Annotated in this window: 14 protein-coding genes; all 14 read left to right on the forward strand. The window is 63.5% G+C overall.

Annotated features, from left to right (window positions below; all coding sequences use genetic code 11):
• The first annotated feature begins 83 nt into the window (after window positions 1-83).
• A complete protein-coding gene (locus CAG33_RS07880) occupies window positions 84-845 on the forward strand; it encodes a secretin N-terminal domain-containing protein (protein ID WP_085637651.1) in 762 nt (253 codons plus the stop codon).
• Between the two features lie 475 nt (window positions 846-1,320).
• Window positions 1,321-2,646: an isocitrate lyase gene (aceA, locus tag CAG33_RS07885; RefSeq protein WP_085637654.1), complete on the forward strand. Its 1,326-nt coding sequence runs from the start codon at window positions 1,321-1,323 to the stop codon at window positions 2,644-2,646.
• A gap of 611 nt (window positions 2,647-3,257) precedes the next feature.
• Window positions 3,258-3,671, forward strand: coding sequence for an NADH-quinone oxidoreductase subunit A (locus CAG33_RS07890; RefSeq protein ID WP_003223812.1), 414 nt, complete (start codon window positions 3,258-3,260; stop codon window positions 3,669-3,671).
• Between the two features lie 10 nt (window positions 3,672-3,681).
• The gene (locus CAG33_RS07895) at window positions 3,682-4,356 is read left to right on the forward strand and encodes an NADH-quinone oxidoreductase subunit B family protein (protein ID WP_085579803.1); all 675 of its coding nucleotides are present in this window, start codon (window positions 3,682-3,684) and stop codon (window positions 4,354-4,356) included.
• Between the two features lie 73 nt (window positions 4,357-4,429).
• A complete protein-coding gene (nuoC, locus tag CAG33_RS07900; protein ID WP_085579801.1) occupies window positions 4,430-6,214 on the forward strand; it encodes an NADH-quinone oxidoreductase subunit C/D in 1,785 nt (594 codons plus the stop codon).
• Window positions 6,215-6,216: 2 nt separating this feature from the next.
• Window positions 6,217-6,714, forward strand: a complete 498-nt coding sequence (nuoE, locus tag CAG33_RS07905) for an NADH-quinone oxidoreductase subunit NuoE (RefSeq protein ID WP_085579799.1) — start codon at window positions 6,217-6,219, stop codon at window positions 6,712-6,714.
• Window positions 6,711-8,066 (forward strand): NADH-quinone oxidoreductase subunit NuoF, encoded by a 1,356-nt coding sequence (gene nuoF, locus CAG33_RS07910; RefSeq protein ID WP_085579797.1) that lies wholly within the window; start codon window positions 6,711-6,713, stop codon window positions 8,064-8,066. The genes nuoE and nuoF overlap by 4 nt, the downstream gene beginning before the upstream one ends.
• Window positions 8,067-8,204: 138 nt before the next feature.
• Entirely contained in the window at window positions 8,205-10,919 is a 2,715-nt protein-coding gene (gene nuoG / locus CAG33_RS07915; RefSeq protein ID WP_085579795.1) for an NADH-quinone oxidoreductase subunit NuoG, read from the forward strand.
• Window positions 10,916-11,923 (forward strand): NADH-quinone oxidoreductase subunit NuoH, encoded by a 1,008-nt coding sequence (nuoH, locus tag CAG33_RS07920; protein WP_085579793.1) that lies wholly within the window; start codon window positions 10,916-10,918, stop codon window positions 11,921-11,923. The genes nuoG and nuoH overlap by 4 nt, the downstream gene beginning before the upstream one ends.
• An 11-nt stretch (window positions 11,924-11,934) precedes the next feature.
• A complete protein-coding gene (gene nuoI, locus CAG33_RS07925; RefSeq protein ID WP_085579791.1) occupies window positions 11,935-12,483 on the forward strand; it encodes an NADH-quinone oxidoreductase subunit NuoI in 549 nt (182 codons plus the stop codon).
• Window positions 12,484-12,492: 9 nt separating this feature from the next.
• Entirely contained in the window at window positions 12,493-12,993 is a 501-nt protein-coding gene (nuoJ, locus tag CAG33_RS07930; RefSeq protein ID WP_085579789.1) for an NADH-quinone oxidoreductase subunit J, read from the forward strand.
• Window positions 12,994-12,996: 3 nt separating this feature from the next.
• Window positions 12,997-13,305 carry an NADH-quinone oxidoreductase subunit NuoK gene (nuoK, locus tag CAG33_RS07935; RefSeq protein WP_003180046.1) on the forward strand — a complete coding sequence of 103 codons (309 nt, stop codon included), beginning with the start codon at window positions 12,997-12,999 and terminating at the stop codon, window positions 13,303-13,305.
• On the forward strand, window positions 13,302-15,155 hold the full coding sequence (gene nuoL / locus CAG33_RS07940) for an NADH-quinone oxidoreductase subunit L (RefSeq protein ID WP_085579787.1): 1,854 nt from the start codon (window positions 13,302-13,304) through the stop codon (window positions 15,153-15,155). The genes nuoK and nuoL overlap by 4 nt, the downstream gene beginning before the upstream one ends.
• Before the next feature lie 39 nt (window positions 15,156-15,194).
• The gene (nuoM, locus tag CAG33_RS07945; RefSeq protein ID WP_085579785.1) at window positions 15,195-16,727 is read left to right on the forward strand and encodes an NADH-quinone oxidoreductase subunit M; all 1,533 of its coding nucleotides are present in this window, start codon (window positions 15,195-15,197) and stop codon (window positions 16,725-16,727) included.
• Window positions 16,728-16,730 lie beyond the last annotated feature (3 nt).

Consider the following 16,730-nt stretch of genomic DNA (forward strand, 5'->3'; position numbering starts at 1 on the left):
TTTTGCCGCCCGGGATTCAACTTGCCCCACCCCGGGCCGACAAAGTGGCAATATCAAGCCTTTCGAAAGCGGAGATAACGGACATGTCCCTACGCACCCTGCTCGCCACCCTGCTGCTCGGCTGCAGCCTGTCGGCGATGGCAGCCACAGAAATCGTGCCCCTCAAGTACCGCACCAGCGCCGACATGCTGCCCATGGCGCAGGACTTCATGGGCAAGGACGGCCAGGTCAGCGCCTACGGCAACCAACTGATCGTCAAGGCCGAACCCGGCAAGATCCAGGAACTCAAGGATCTGCTGACGCAACTCGACACCGCCCCCAAGCGCCTGCTGATCACCGTCGACACCAACGAGAACAACGGCCGCGGCGACGAAGGCTACTCGGTCAACGGCGCCCAACCGAACCAGACCCGCATCATCAGCCGCAGCACCGCCAGCCGCGACGGCGGCGTCCAGCAGGTGCAGGCCAGCGAAGGCATGCCGGCGCTGATCCAGGTCGGCCAGAGCGTGCCGATCACCAGCAGCCAGAGCGACTCCTGGGGCGGCTACAGCAGCCAGACCCAATACCGCAACGTCACCCAGGGTTTCTACGTCACCGCCAGCGTCACCGGCGACATCGTTCATCTGGCCATCAGTACCAACCGTGACCGTATGAGCCAGGAACGTCCCGATGTAGTGAACGTGCAAAGCACCGACACAACCGTCACCGGACGCCTCGGGGAGTGGATCACCCTGGCGGGCGTGAATCGCCAGACCCAGGCCGACAAACAGGGCCTGACCCGCAGCTACTCGACTCAGGGCCGGGATGACATGACCTTGCGGGTGAAAGTCGACAGCCTGGACTGAAGCCCCGAAAACTGACCGCACAGTCGTATTAGACGAAAGATGTAGTGCTTGAAAAAAAGCACTACAAAACGTTTGACGGGCCAAAAAAGCGAAGGCATGATGGCCTCGCTCCCGCTAATCAGAGGCCCTGGCAAGGGCCTTCGAAGCGATGTTCGCACCTACCCCGCGAACCGTTTCGTGTCTGTACCGCCCACAAGGTGTGTTTGACGAGGTTGCGACTGGAACGAAGTTGTCCCGAGGGACGGAAGCGTTTTTAGGTAACCCGGCATCACGCTGCAGCCCGCAGAAAAGGCCCACGACGCCCCGACTGCGCCCGCCAGTTCGCCTTTACCTGCTCACTTTCCCCTCGAGCCCGTCGTTCATCCCGTCGCCATCCCGCCGAACCCGACTTGACCACCCGGATCTCTGGTCAGCGAGCGCAGGAATTTTCCACCGCAGAACAACTTTTCATAAAGACGCGACGAGGTTTATCTCCATGGCACTGACACGCGAACAGCAAATTGCAGCCCTTGAAAAAGACTGGGCTGAAAACCCGCGCTGGAAAGGCGTGACTCGCACTTACTCCGCCGCTGACGTCGTCCGCCTGCGTGGCTCGATCCAACCTGAGCACACCTTCGCGAAAATGGGCGCCGAGAAGCTGTGGAACCTGGTGACCCAGGGTGCCAAGCCGGCCTTCCGTCCTGAGAAAGATTTCGTCAACTGCATGGGCGCCCTGACCGGCGGCCAGGCTGTGCAACAAGTCAAGGCCGGCATCCAGGCGATCTACCTGTCCGGCTGGCAAGTGGCTGCGGACAACAACTCCGCCGAATCGATGTACCCTGACCAGTCGCTGTACCCGGTGGACTCGGTGCCGACCGTGGTCAAGCGCATCAACAACGCCTTCCGCCGCGCCGACCAGATCCAGTGGAAAGCCGGCAAGAACCCGGGCGACGACGGCTACATCGACTACTTCGCACCGATCGTGGCTGACGCCGAAGCCGGTTTCGGCGGCGTTCTGAACGCCTACGAGCTGATGAAGAGCATGATCGAGGCAGGCGCCGCCGGCGTTCACTTCGAAGACCAACTGGCTTCCGTGAAGAAATGCGGCCACATGGGCGGCAAGGTACTGGTTCCGACCCAGGAAGCCGTGCAGAAGCTCGTCGCTGCCCGTCTGGCCGCCGACGTCGCCGGCACCCCGACCATCATCCTGGCCCGCACCGACGCCAACGCCGCTGACCTGCTGACTTCGGACTGCGACCCGTACGACCAGCCGTTCGTGACCGGCGAGCGCACCCAGGAAGGCTTCTACAAGGTTCGCGCCGGCCTGGATCAAGCCATCGCCCGCGGCCTGGCCTACGCGCCGTACGCCGACCTGATCTGGTGCGAAACCGCTAAACCGGACCTGGAAGAGGCCCGTCGCTTCGCCGAAGCGATCAAGAAGGAATACCCGGACCAACTGCTGTCGTACAACTGCTCGCCTTCCTTCAACTGGAAGAAAAACCTGGACGACGCGACCATCGCCAAGTTCCAGCGCGAACTGTCCGCCATGGGCTACAAGCACCAGTTCATCACCCTGGCCGGCATCCACAACATGTGGCACAGCATGTTCAACCTGGCGCACGACTACGCCCGCAACGACATGACCGCCTACGTGAAGCTGCAGGAGCAGGAATTCGCCGACGCCGCCAAGGGTTACACCTTCGTGGCTCACCAGCAGGAAGTGGGCACCGGCTACTTCGACGACATGACCACCGTGATCCAGGGCGGCACCTCGTCCGTGACCGCGCTGACCGGTTCGACCGAAGAAGAGCAGTTCCACTGATCGACTTCGCCTGAGCGAACGGCCCTGGCGGATCGTACAGAAAGCTAACCGCCCAGCCGCACCACTGACGCCCCGACTCGTTCGGGGCGTTTTTTTGCCCGTTATTCAACGAACGCCATCGGTTCCGGGGTCAACCGAGATCGCCGCGGGAGCCAGCCTGCTGGCGATGGCGCCTGCCGAGGCCAACCCCTCCCGCAAAGTCTTCGCGCAAACCTTGATCCAGCGCAGTGCCGGCAGCAGAAAAACCGGCTAAAACGGGCGCCGCCGCTACTTGCAGTAACGCAGATATAAGACAACTTCCCAACTGCCGCACCGCTAAAAAGTAACAAACCCACTCCAAACGATATTAATTATCATTTAGCAGCAACTATGTTCGTTACATCCCTCACAAAACATCATTGACGCAATCCCGGCTAATGCCCGAAACCCGCGGGCTGCGGGGCATTCGAGGCGCGCTATGTCCTTATTCCAATAAATAATTTCGCTATAGGAATTTTACTTGCAGGGTGTTTAGCCATAAAATCAGCGCGATTGATTGCTGCGACATATCGTCACTGCCTTATTTCTTTATCAAGCTCAGAGACCTTTGCTCTCTGTTAAGGATTACCAGCATGCCCGAAGCGACCGGACTCATGGCCCACAACTGGGGCTTTGCCATTTTCCTTCTGGGTGTCGTCGGCCTGTGCGCCTTCATGCTCGGCGTATCCAGCCTCCTCGGGTCAAAAGCCTGGGGTCGCAGCAAGAACGAACCGTTCGAGTCCGGCATGCTGCCCACCGGTGGCGCCCGCTTGCGGCTCTCAGCCAAATTCTATCTGGTCGCGATGCTGTTCGTGATCTTCGATATCGAAGCCCTCTTTCTCTTTGCATGGTCTGTGTCCGTCCGCGAAAGCGGCTGGACCGGATTCGTCGAAGCTCTCGTTTTCATAGCAATTCTGTTGGCAGGTCTTGTCTACCTATTTCGAGTGGGCGCCCTTGACTGGGCTCCGGAAGCTCGTCGTAAGCGGCAGGCGAAGCTGAAACAATGAGGCTTTGGCAATGCAATACAATCTCACCCGAATCGACCCCGATGCGCCTAACGAGCAGTACCCGATCGGCAAACGGGAAACCGTCGCCGATCCGTTAGAGGATCAGGTCCACAAAAACATTTTCATGGGCAAGCTGGAAGACGTGCTGAGCGGCGCGGTCAACTGGGGACGTAAGAACTCCCTGTGGCCGTACAACTTCGGCCTGTCGTGCTGCTACGTGGAAATGACCACCGCCTTCACGGCGCCCCACGACATCGCCCGCTTCGGCGCCGAAGTCATCCGGGCATCACCGCGTCAGGCGGACTTCATGGTTATCGCCGGTACCTGCTTCATCAAGATGGCGCCGATCATCCAGCGTCTCTACGAGCAAATGCTCGAGCCGAAGTGGGTTATCTCCATGGGTTCGTGCGCAAACTCCGGTGGCATGTACGACATCTACTCCGTGGTCCAAGGGGTGGACAAGTTCCTGCCGGTGGACGTTTACGTGCCTGGCTGCCCGCCCCGTCCAGAAGCGTTCCTGCAAGGCCTGATGCTGCTGCAGGAATCGATTGGCCAGGAGCGTCGCCCACTTTCCTGGGTCGTTGGCGATCAAGGCGTCTATCGCGCCGACATGCCTTCGCAAAAGGAACAGCGCCGCGAACAGCGCATTCAGGTAACCAACCTGCGCAGCCCTGACGAAGTCTGATCCAGATCTGTTCTGCCATAGAAACGAGAAGCTGGCTTCATTCTTTACGTTGACCGAAAGCGAAAAAATAACCATGACTACAGGCAGTGCTCTGTACATCCCGCCTTACAAGGCAGACGACCAGGATGTGGTCGTCGAACTGAACAACCGCTTTGGCGCCGAGGCCTTCACCGCCCAGCCGACCCGCACCGGCATGCCGGTGCTGTGGGTGGCCCGCGCCAAGCTCGTCGAAGTCCTGACCTTCCTGCGCAACCTGCCCAAGCCGTACGTCATGCTCTATGACCTGCACGGCGTGGACGAGCGTCTGCGCACCAAGCGTCAAGGGCTGCCGGACGGCGCCGAATTCACCGTGTTCTACCATCTCATGTCGCTGGAGCGTAATAGTGACGTGATGATCAAAGTCGCCTTGTCCGAGAGCGACCTCAGCCTGCCAAGCGTCACCGGCATCTGGCCGAACGCCAACTGGTACGAGCGCGAAGTCTGGGACATGTACGGCATCGACTTCAAAGGCCACCCTCACCTGTCGCGCATCATGATGCCGCCGACCTGGGAAGGTCACCCGCTGCGCAAGGACTTCCCTGCCCGCGCCACCGAGTTCGATCCGTTCAGCCTGAACCTGGCCAAGCAGCAGCTTGAGGAAGAGGCCGCGCGCTTCCGTCCCGAAGACTGGGGCATGAAGCGTTCCGGCCCGAACGAGGACTACATGTTCCTCAACCTCGGCCCGAACCACCCGTCGGCCCACGGTGCGTTCCGCATCATCCTGCAGCTGGACGGCGAAGAGATCGTCGACTGCGTGCCGGACATCGGCTACCACCACCGCGGCGCCGAGAAGATGGGCGAGCGCCAGTCCTGGCACAGCTACATCCCGTACACCGACCGCATCGACTACCTCGGCGGCGTGATGAACAACCTGCCGTACGTGCTCTCGGTCGAGAAGCTGGCCGGCATCAAGGTGCCGGAGAAGGTCGACGTCATCCGCATCATGATGGCCGAGTTCTTCCGGATCACCAGCCACCTGCTGTTCCTGGGCACCTACATCCAGGACGTCGGCGCGATGACCCCGGTGTTCTTTACCTTCACCGACCGCCAGCGCGCCTACACCGTGATCGAGGCCATCACCGGCTTCCGTCTGCACCCGGCCTGGTACCGCATCGGCGGCGTCGCCCACGACCTGCCGCGCGGCTGGGACAAACTGGTGCGCGACTTCGTCGAGTGGCTGCCCAAGCGCCTCGACGAATACACCAAGGCCGCCCTGCAGAACAGCATCCTCAAGGGCCGTACCATCGGCGTCGCCCAGTACAACACCAAAGAGGCCCTGGAATGGGGCGTCACCGGTGCCGGCCTGCGCTCCACCGGTTGCGACTTCGACCTGCGTAAAGCGCGCCCGTACTCCGGCTACGAGAACTTCGAGTTCGACGTACCGCTGGCCGCCAACGGCGACGCCTACGACCGCTGCATGGTGCGCGTGGAAGAGATGCGCCAGAGCGTGCGCATCATCGACCAGTGCCTGCGCAACATGCCGGAAGGCCCGTACAAGGCGGACCACCCGCTGACCACGCCGCCGCCCAAAGAGCGCACGCTGCAGCACATCGAAACCCTGATCACGCACTTCCTGCAGGTTTCGTGGGGCCCGGTCATGCCGGCCAACGAATCCTTCCAGATGATCGAAGCGACCAAGGGCATCAACAGTTATTACCTGACGAGCGACGGCGGCACCATGAGCTACCGTACCCGGATCCGCACTCCGAGCTTCGCCCACCTGCAGCAGATCCCTTCGGTGATCAAAGGCAGCATGGTCGCGGACCTGATCGCGTACCTGGGTAGTATCGACTTCGTTATGGCCGACGTGGACCGCTAAGCATGAACAGCACGCTTATCCAGACTGACCGCTTCACCTTGAGTGAAGCCGAGCGCTCGGCCATCGAGCACGAGATGCACCACTACGAAGACCCGCGCGCGGCGTCGATCGAAGCCCTGAAGATCGTGCAGAAGGCACGCGGCTGGGTGCCGGACGGCGCCGTGTACGCCATCGGCGAAGTCCTCGGCATCCCCGCCAGCGACGTCGAAGGCGTGGCCACGTTCTACAGCCAGATCTTCCGCCAGCCGGTGGGCCGCCACATCATCCGCGTCTGCGACAGCATGGTCTGCTACATCGGCGGCCACGAGTCCGTCGTCAGCCAGATCCAGAGCGAACTGGGCATCGGCCTCGGCCAGACCACCGCCGATGGCCGCTTCACCCTGCTGCCGGTCTGCTGCCTGGGCAACTGCGACAAGGCGCCGGCGCTGATGATCGACGACGACACCTTTGGCGACGTACAGCCTGCCGGCGTCGCCAAACTGCTCGAGGGCTACGTATGACCCTGACTTCTTTCGGTCCTGCCAACCGCATCCAGCGTTCGGCCGAGACCCACCCGCTGACCTGGCGCCTGCGCGACGACGGCGAGCCCGTCTGGCTCGACGAGTACCAGGCCAAGAACGGCTATGCCGCCGCCCGCAAGGCCTTCGCCGACATGAGCCAGGACGACATCGTCCAGACCGTGAAGGACTCCGGCCTCAAGGGCCGCGGCGGCGCAGGCTTCCCCACCGGCGTGAAGTGGGGCCTGATGCCGAAGGACGAATCCATCGACATCCGCTACCTGCTGTGCAACGCGGACGAAATGGAGCCCAACACCTGGAAGGACCGCATGCTGATGGAGCAACTGCCCCATCTGCTGATCGAAGGCATGCTCATCAGCGCCCGCGCGCTGAAGACCTACCGTGGCTACATCTTCCTGCGCGGCGAGTACACCACCGCCGCCAAGCACCTGAACCGTGCCGTGGAAGAAGCCAAGGCCGCCGGCCTGCTGGGCAAGAACATCCTGGGCAGCGGCTTCGATTTCGAGCTGTTCGTCCACACCGGCGCCGGGCGTTACATCTGCGGTGAAGAGACCGCGCTGATCAACTCCCTGGAAGGCCGCCGCGCCAACCCGCGCTCCAAGCCGCCCTTCCCTGCCGCCGTCGGCGTGTGGGGCAAGCCGACCTGCGTGAACAACGTCGAGACCCTGTGCAACGTGCCGGCGATCATCGCCGACGGCGTGGACTGGTACAAATCGTTGGCCCGCGACGGCAGCGAAGACATGGGCACCAAGCTCATGGGCTTCTCCGGCAAGGTCAAGAACCCAGGCCTGTGGGAACTGCCGTTCGGCGTGACCGCCCGCGAGCTGTTCGAGGACTACGCCGGCGGCATGCGCGACGGCTACAAGCTCAAGGCCTGGCAGCCGGGCGGCGCCGGCACCGGCTTCCTGCTGCCGGAGCACCTCGATGCGCAGATGTACGCCGGCGGCATCGCCAAGGTGGGCACCCGTATGGGCACCGGCCTGGCCATGGCCGTGGACGACAGCATCAACATGGTGTCCCTGCTGCGCAACATGGAGCAGTTCTTCGCCCGCGAGTCCTGCGGTTTCTGCACCCCTTGCCGCGACGGCCTGCCATGGAGCGTGAAGCTGCTGATGGCCCTCGAGAAGGGTCAGGGCCAGCCAGGCGACATCGAGACCCTGCTGGGTCTGGTGGGTTTCCTCGGCCCGGGCAAGACCTTCTGTGCTCACGCACCGGGTGCCGTGGAGCCGCTGGGCAGCGCGATCAAATATTTCCGCCCGGAGTTCGAGGCCGGCATCGCGCCTGCAAGCGCCGCCGTCCCGCCTCTGGCGAAGCCGATCACCGTCGGCGCGTAAACGCTTAAAGAGAGGCGAAGGGTCCGTGCCCTTCGCCTTGCGTCCGATGACGCCTTTCGGGGCTGGTTGGATTCGGACGGACAACAAGATTCCATTAGCCACGCCCGCTGACACCGGGCCAACGAAGACCTTTGAACCATGGCCACTATCCACGTAGACGGCAAAGCGCTCGAAGTCGACGGGGCAGACAACCTGTTACAGGCATGTCTGTCGCTGGGCCTCGACATCCCTTATTTCTGCTGGCACCCCGCGCTCGGTAGCGTCGGGGCCTGCCGCCAGTGCGCGGTCAAGCAGTACACCGACGAGAACGACACCCGCGGTCGCATCGTCATGTCCTGCATGACTCCTGCCACCGACAACACCTGGATCTCCATCGACGATGAAGAATCCAAGGCGTTCCGCGCCAGCGTCGTCGAATGGCTGATGACCAACCACCCGCACGACTGCCCTGTGTGCGAGGAAGGCGGTCACTGCCACCTGCAAGACATGACCGTGATGACCGGCCACAACGAGCGCCGTTATCGCTTCACCAAACGCACCCACCAGAACCAGGACCTGGGCCCGTTCATCTCCCACGAGATGAACCGCTGCATCGCCTGCTACCGCTGCGTGCGCTTCTACAAGGACTACGCCGGCGGCACTGACCTGGGCGTATACGGCGCCCACGACAACGTGTACTTCGGCCGCGTCGAAGACGGCACCCTGGAAAGCGAGTTCTCCGGCAACCTCACCGAGGTCTGCCCGACCGGTGTGTTCACCGACAAGACCCACTCCGAGCGCTACAACCGCAAATGGGACATGCAGTTCGCCCCGAGCATCTGCCATGGCTGCTCCAGCGGCTGCAACATCTCCCCGGGCGAGCGCTACGGCGAACTGCGTCGCATCGAGAACCGCTACAACGGTTCGGTGAACCAGTACTTCCTGTGCGACCGCGGCCGTTTCGGCTACGGCTACGTCAACCGCACCGACCGCCCGCGCCAGCCGCTGCTGGCCGACGGCACCAAGCTCAGCCTGGACGACGCGCTGGACAAGGCCGCCGACCTGCTGCGCGGCCGCAACATCGTCGGCATCGGCTCGCCGCGCGCCAGCCTGGAAAGCAACTACGCGCTGCGTGAGCTGGTCGGCGCCGAGCACTTCTACAGCGGCATCGAAGCCTCCGAGCTGGAGCGCATCCGCCTGGTGCTGCAAGTGCTCAAGGACAGCCCGCTGCCGGTTCCGACGATGCGCGACATCGAAGACCACGACGCCGTGTTCGTCCTCGGCGAAGACCTGACCCAGACCGCCGCCCGCATGGCCCTGGCCCTGCGCCAGTCGGTCAAGGGCAAGGCCGAAGACATGGCCGAAGCCATGCGCGTCCAGCCTTGGCTCGACGCCGCAGTGAAGAACATCGGTCAGCACGCGCTGAACCCGCTGTTCATCGCCAGCCTGGCCGAGACCAAGCTCGATGACGTCGCCGAAGAGTGCGTGCACGCCGCTCCCGACGACCTGGCCCGCATCGGCTTCGCCGTCGCCCACGCCCTGGACGCCAGCGCCCCGGCCGTCGAAGGCCTGGACGCCGAAGCGCTGCAACTGGCCAAGCGCATCGCCGACGCGCTGCTCGCAGCCAAGCGTCCGCTGATCATCGCCGGCACTTCGCTGGGCTCCAAGGCCCTGATCGAAGCGGCCGCGAACATCGCCAAGGCCCTGAAGCTGCGCGAGAAGAACGGTTCCATCAGCCTGGTCGTGCCTGAGGCCAACAGCCTCGGCCTGGCCATGCTCGGCGGCGAATCGGTCGATGCCGCGCTGCAAGCCGTGATCGACGGCCGTGCGGACGCCATCGTCGTGCTGGAAAACGACCTGTACACCCGCACCGCCCAGGCCAAGGTCGATGCCGCGCTGAACGCCGCGAAAGTGGTGATCGTCGCCGACCATCAGAAGACCGCCACCAGCGACCGCGCCCACCTGGTGCTGCCGGCGGCGAGCTTCGCCGAAGGCGACGGCACCCTGGTCAGCCAGGAAGGCCGCGCCCAGCGCTTCTTCCAGGTCTTCGACCCGCAATACATGGACGCAGGCATCCTGGTGCACGAAGGCTGGCGCTGGCTGCACGCCCTGCGCGCCACCCTGCTGAACCGGTCGATCGACTGGACCCAGCTCGACCAGGTCACCGCTGCCGTCGCTTCCAGCACCGCGCAACTGGCCGGCATCGTCGACGCCGCACCGTCCGCCGCGTTCCGCATCAAGGGCCTGAAGCTGGCCCGTGAGCCGCTGCGCTACTCCGGCCGCACCGCGATGCGCGCCAACATCAGCGTTCACGAACCGCGCACCCCGCAAGACAAGGACACCGCGTTCGCCTTCTCCATGGAAGGCTACTCGGGCTCCGCCGAACCGCGCTCGCAAGTGCCGTTCGCCTGGTCGCCGGGCTGGAACTCGCCGCAGGCCTGGAACAAGTTCCAGGACGAGGTCGGCGGCCATCTGCGCGCCGGCGATCCGGGCACCCGCCTGATCGAAAGCACCGGCGATGCGCTGAACTGGTTCGCCAGCGTTCCGCGCGCGTTCAACCCGGCCCAGGGCACCTGGCAAGCCGTGCCGTTCCATCACCTGTTCGGCAGCGAAGAGAACTCTTCCAAGGCCGCCCCGGTGCAGGAGCGCATTCCGGCCGCCTACGTCGCGCTGGCCAAGTCCGAGGCCGACCGTTTGGGCGTCAACGACGGCGCGATGCTGAGCCTGAACGTCGCCGGCGTCAGCCTGCGCCTGCCGCTGCGCATCAATGAAGAGCTGGGCGCAGGCCTGGTGGCGCTGCCTGCGGGCATCGCCGGCATTCCTCCGGCGTTCGCCGGCGTTTCCGTCGACGGTCTGCAGGAGGCAGCGCAATGACCTGGTTCACCCCTGAAGTGATCGATGTGATCCTGACGGTCATCAAAGCGGTCGTCGTCCTGCTGGCCGTGGTGGTCTGCGGGGCGCTGCTCAGCTTCGTCGAGCGTCGCCTGCTGGGCTGGTGGCAGGACCGTTACGGTCCGAACCGTGTCGGCCCGTTCGGCATGTTCCAGATCGCCGCCGACATGCTGAAGATGTTCTTCAAGGAAGACTGGACGCCGCCGTTCGCCGACAAGGTGATCTTCACCTTGGCGCCGGTGGTGGCCATGAGCGCCCTGCTGATCGCCTTCGCGATCATCCCGATCACCCCGACCTGGGGCGTGGCAGACCTGAACATCGGCCTGCTGTTCTTCTTCGCCATGGCCGGTCTGTCGGTGTACGCAGTGCTGTTCGCCGGCTGGTCGAGCAACAACAAGTTCGCCCTCCTGGGCAGCTTGCGCGCCTCGGCCCAGACCGTGTCCTACGAAGTGTTCATGGGCCTGGCCCTGATGGGCATCGTGGTGCAGGTCGGCTCGTTCAACATGCGCGACATCGTCGAGTACCAGGCGCAGAACCTGTGGTTCATCATTCCGCAGTTCTTCGGCTTCTGCACCTTCTTCATCGCTGGCGTGGCCGTGACTCACCGTCACCCGTTCGACCAGCCGGAAGCGGAACAGGAACTGGCCGACGGCTACCACATCGAATACGCCGGCATGAAATGGGGCATGTTCTTCGTCGGTGAGTACATCGGCATCATCCTGATCTCGGCGCTGCTGGTCACGCTGTTCTTCGGCGGCTGGCACGGCCCGTTCGGCATCCTGCCGCAACTGTCCTTCGTCTGGTTCGCACTCAAGACCGCGTTCTTCATCATGCTGTTCATTCTGCTGCGCGCCTCGATCCCGCGCCCGCGCTATGACCAGGTGATGGACTTCAGCTGGAAATTCTGCCTGCCACTGACCCTGATCAATTTGCTGGTGACCGCTGCGATCGTGTTGTGGAACACGCCTGCAGTCGCGGTTCAGTGAGGACTTGACCCATGTTCAAATATATTGGCGACATCATTAAGGGTACCGGTACCCAGTTGCGCAGCCTGGTCATGATCTTCGGTCATGGCTTCCGCAAGCGCGACACCCTGCAATACCCGGAAGAGCCGGTCTACCTGCCGCCGCGCTACCGTGGCCGCATCGTGCTGACCCGCGACCCCGACGGCCAGGAGCGCTGCGTGGCGTGCAACCTGTGCGCCGTGGCCTGCCCGGTCGGTTGCATCTCGCTGCAGAAAGCCGAAACGGAAGACGGTCGCTGGTACCCGGACTTCTTCCGCATCAACTTCTCGCGCTGCATCTTCTGCGGCCTCTGCGAGGAAGCCTGCCCGACCACCGCGATCCAGCTGACCCCGGATTTCGAGATGGCCGAGTTCAAACGTCAGGACCTGGTGTACGAGAAAGAAGACCTTCTGATCTCCGGCCCCGGCAAAAACCCTGATTACAACTTCTATCGTGTTGCAGGTATGGCCGTTGCGGGCAAGCCGAAAGGCGCCGCACAGAACGAAGCCGAGCCGATCAACGTGAAGAGCTTGCTGCCTTAAGGAAGAACGATGGAATTCGCTTTCTATTTCGCATCGGGTATCGCGGTTGTCTCCACGCTTCGCGTGGTCACCAACACCAACCCTGTGCACGCCCTGCTCTACCTGATCATTTCGCTGATCGCCGTGGCCATGACGTTCTTTGCCCTCGGCGCGCCGTTCGCCGGTGTGCTGGAAGTGATCGCCTACGCCGGCGCCATCATGGTGCTGTTCGTGTTCGTGGTGATGATGCTGAACCTGGGCCCGGCCTCGGTTCAGCAGGAACGCGCCTGGCTGCGGCCCGGCATCTGGGCGGGGCCGGTGATCCTCGCCGCGCTGCTGCTGGCCGAACTGCTGTATGTCCTGTTCGCTCACCAGAGCGGCCAGGCCATCGGCCAAACCACCGTGGACGCGAAAGCCGTGGGCATCAGCCTGTTCGGCCCGTACCTGCTGGTGGTCGAACTCGCCTCGATGCTGCTGCTCGCCGCAGCCGTCACGGCGTTCCACGTGGGCCGCAACGAGGCGAAGGAGTAACGTATGCCTGCTATCCCTCTCGAACACGGTCTGGCGGTCGCCGGCATCCTGTTCTGCCTCGGCCTCGTCGGCCTGATGGTCCGCCGCAACATTCTGTTCGTATTGATGAGCCTGGAAGTGATGATGAACGCCTCTGCCCTGGCGTTCATCGTGGCGGGCGCCCGTTGGGCGCAGCCGGATGGACAGATCATGTTCATCCTGGTGATCAGCCTTGCCGCCGCCGAGGCCAGCATCGGCCTGGCGATCCTGCTGCAGCTGTATCGCCGCTTCCACACGCTCGATATCGACGCTGCCAGTGAGATGCGCGGATGAACCTACTCTTTCTGACTTTCGTATTTCCCCTGATCGGGTTCCTGCTGCTGTCGTTCTCCCGCGGGCGCCTTTCGGAAAACCTGTCGGCGCTGATCGGCGTCGGCTCCATCGGCCTGTCCGCCATCGTCGCGGCCTACGTGATCTGGCAGTTCAACGTCGCACCGCCGGAAGGCGGCGTGTACACCCAGGTGCTGTGGCGCTGGATGTCGGTGGAAAGCTTCCAGCCGAACTTCACCCTGTACCTGGACGGCCTGTCCGTGACCATGCTGGGCGTGGTGGTCGGCGTGGGTTTCCTGATCCACCTGTTCGCCTCCTGGTACATGCGCGGTGAAGCGGGCTACTCGCGCTTCTTCTCCTACACCAACCTGTTCATCGCCAGCATGCTGTTCCTGGTGCTGGGCGACAACCTGCTGTTCATCTACTTCGGTTGGGAAGGCGTGGGCCTGTGCTCGTACCTGTTGATCGGTTTTTACTACAGCAACCGCAACAACGGCAACGCAGCCCTGAAAGCGTTCATCGTCACCCGCATCGGCGACGTGTTCATGGCCATCGGCCTGTTCATCCTGTTCCAGCAACTGGGCACGCTGAACGTCCAGGAACTGCTGGTGAAGGCGCCTGAGCACTTCAAGGCCGGCGACTTCTGGATCGTCCTGGCGACCCTGATGCTGCTGGGCGGCGCGGTCGGCAAGTCGGCCCAGCTGCCGCTGCAGACCTGGCTCGCGGACGCGATGGCCGGCCCGACCCCGGTCTCGGCACTGATCCACGCCGCGACCATGGTGACCGCGGGCGTCTACCTGATCGCCCGTACCCACGGCCTGTTCGCCCTGGCGCCGGACATCCTGCACCTGGTCGGCATCGTCGGCGGCGTTACCCTGGTGCTGGCCGGTTTCGCGGCCCTGGTGCAGACCGACATCAAACGCATCCTCGCCTACTCGACCATGAGCCAGATCGGCTACATGTTCCTGGCCCTGGGCGTGGGCGCGTGGGAAGGCGCGATCTTCCACCTGATGACCCACGCCTTCTTCAAGGCCCTGCTGTTCCTCGCCTCCGGTGCTGTGATCGTCGCCTGCCACCACGAGCAGAACATCTTCAAGATGGGCGGCCTGTGGAAGAAACTGCCGCTGGCCTACGCCAGCTTCATCGTCGGCGGCGCGGCCCTGGCCGCCCTGCCGCTGGTGACCGCAGGCTTCTACTCCAAGGACGAGATCCTCTGGGAAGCGTTCGCCAGCGGCCACGAAGGCCTGCTGTACGCCGGCCTGGTCGGTGCGTTCATGACCTCGCTGTACACCTTCCGCCTGATCTTCATCGCGTTCCACGGTGAAGCCAAGACCGAAGCCCATGCCGGCCACGGCATCTCCCACTGGCTGCCGCTGTCGGTGCTGATCGTGCTGTCGACCTTCGTCGGCGCCATGATCGTTCCGCCGCTGCACGGTGTGCTGCCGGAAAGCGTCGGCCACGCCGGCGGCGAAGCCAAGCACAGCCTGGAGATCGCCTCGGGCGCCATCGCCCTGGCCGGTATCCTGCTGGCCGCCCTGCTGTTCCTGGGCAAGCGCCGCTTCGTGACCGCCGTCGCCAACAGCGGCATCGGCCGTCTGCTGTCGGCCTGGTGGTTCGCCGCCTGGGGCTTCGACTGGATCTACGACAAACTGTTCGTCAAGCCGTACCTTGCGATCAGCCATGCACTGCGCAAAGACCCGCTCGACCAGACCATCGGTCTGATCCCGCGCATGGCCAAGGGCGGCCACACCGCCCTGAGCCGTACCGAGACCGGTCAACTGCGTTGGTACGCCGCCTCGATGGCAGCCGGTGCCGTGTTGGTCATCGGTGCTGTCGTGCTGGTAGCGGTCTGATATGAACCTTGCGAATTTGCGAAAGGAAACGAGCCCGTCATGATTCTGCCTTGGCTAATCCTGATCCCCTTCATCGGCGGCCTGCTGTGCTGGCTGGGTGAGCGCTTCGGCGCCACCCTCCCCCGCTGGATTGCGCTGATCACCATGTCCCTGCTGCTCGCCCTCGGCCTCTGGCTGTGGGCCCACGGCGACTATTCGTTTGCACCCAAACCCGGTGCCGACCCGACCTGGGCGCTTGAGTTCAAGCATGTCTGGATCCAGCGCTTCGGCATCAACGTGCACCTGGCCCTCGACGGCCTGTCGCTGCTGATGATCCTGCTGACCGGTCTGCTGGGCGTCCTCTCGGTGCTCTGCTCGTGGAAAGAGATCCAGCGTCACGTCGGTTTCTTCCACCTGAACCTGATGTGGATCCTGGGCGGTGTCGTCGGCGTGTTCCTGGCCCTCGACCTGTTCATGTTCTTCTTCTTCTGGGAAATGATGCTGGTGCCGATGTACTTCCTCATCGCGCTCTGGGGTCACAGCTCCTCGGACGGCAAGAAGACCCGGATCTACGCCGCGACCAAGTTCTTCATCTTCACTCAGGCTTCCGGCCTGATCATGCTGGTGGCGATCCTCGGTCTGGTGCTGGTGAACTACAACAGCACCGGCGTGATCAGCTTCAACTACGCGGACCTGCTGAAGACCAAGATGTCGGCCACCACCGAGTACGTGCTGATGCTCGGCTTCTTCATCGCCTTCGCGGTGAAGCTGCCGGTCGTGCCGTTCCACTCGTGGCTGCCTGACGCCCACGCCCAGGCGCCGACCGCCGGTTCCGTCGACCTCGCCGGCATCCTGCTGAAGACCGCTGCCTACGGCCTGCTGCGCTTCGCCCTGCCGCTGTTCCCGAACGCTTCGGCCGAGTTCGCGCCGATCGCCATGACCCTCGGTCTGATCGGGATCTTCTACGGTGCGTTCCTGGCGTTCGCGCAAACCGACATCAAGCGTCTGATCGCCTTCTCGTCCGTTTCCCACATGGGCTTTGTCCTGATCGGCATCTACTCGGGCAGCCAACTGGCCCTGCAGGGCGCCGTGATCCAGATGCTGGCCCACGGCCTGTCGGCGGCGGCGCTGTTTATCCTCAGCGGTCAGCTGTACGAGCGCCTGCACACCCGTGACATGCGCGAGATGGGCGGCCTGTGGTCGCGCATCGCGTACCTGCCGGCGATCAGCCTGTTCTTCGCGGCGGCCTCGCTGGGCCTGCCGGGCACCGGCAACTTCGTCGGCGAGTTCCTGATCCTGATCGGCACCTTCGCCAGCGCACCGTGGATCACCGCGATCGCCACGTCCGGCCTGGTGTTCGGTTCGGTCTACTCGCTGATCATGATCCACCGCGCCTACTTCGGCCCGTCCAAGTCGGACTCGATCCTGCACGGCATGGACGGTCGCGAACTGATCATGGTGCTGGGCCTTGCGGTGCTGCTGATCTACCTCGGCGTGTACCCGCAGCCGTTCCTCGACACCTCTGCCGCCACCATGCATGGCGTGCAGCAGTGGCTCGGCTCCGCCTTCACTCAACTCGCTTCGGCCCGGTAAGAG

The sequence above is a fragment of the Pseudomonas sp. B3(2017) genome, assembly GCF_002113595.1.
Lineage (GTDB): Bacteria > Pseudomonadota > Gammaproteobacteria > Pseudomonadales > Pseudomonadaceae > Aquipseudomonas > Aquipseudomonas ekonensis.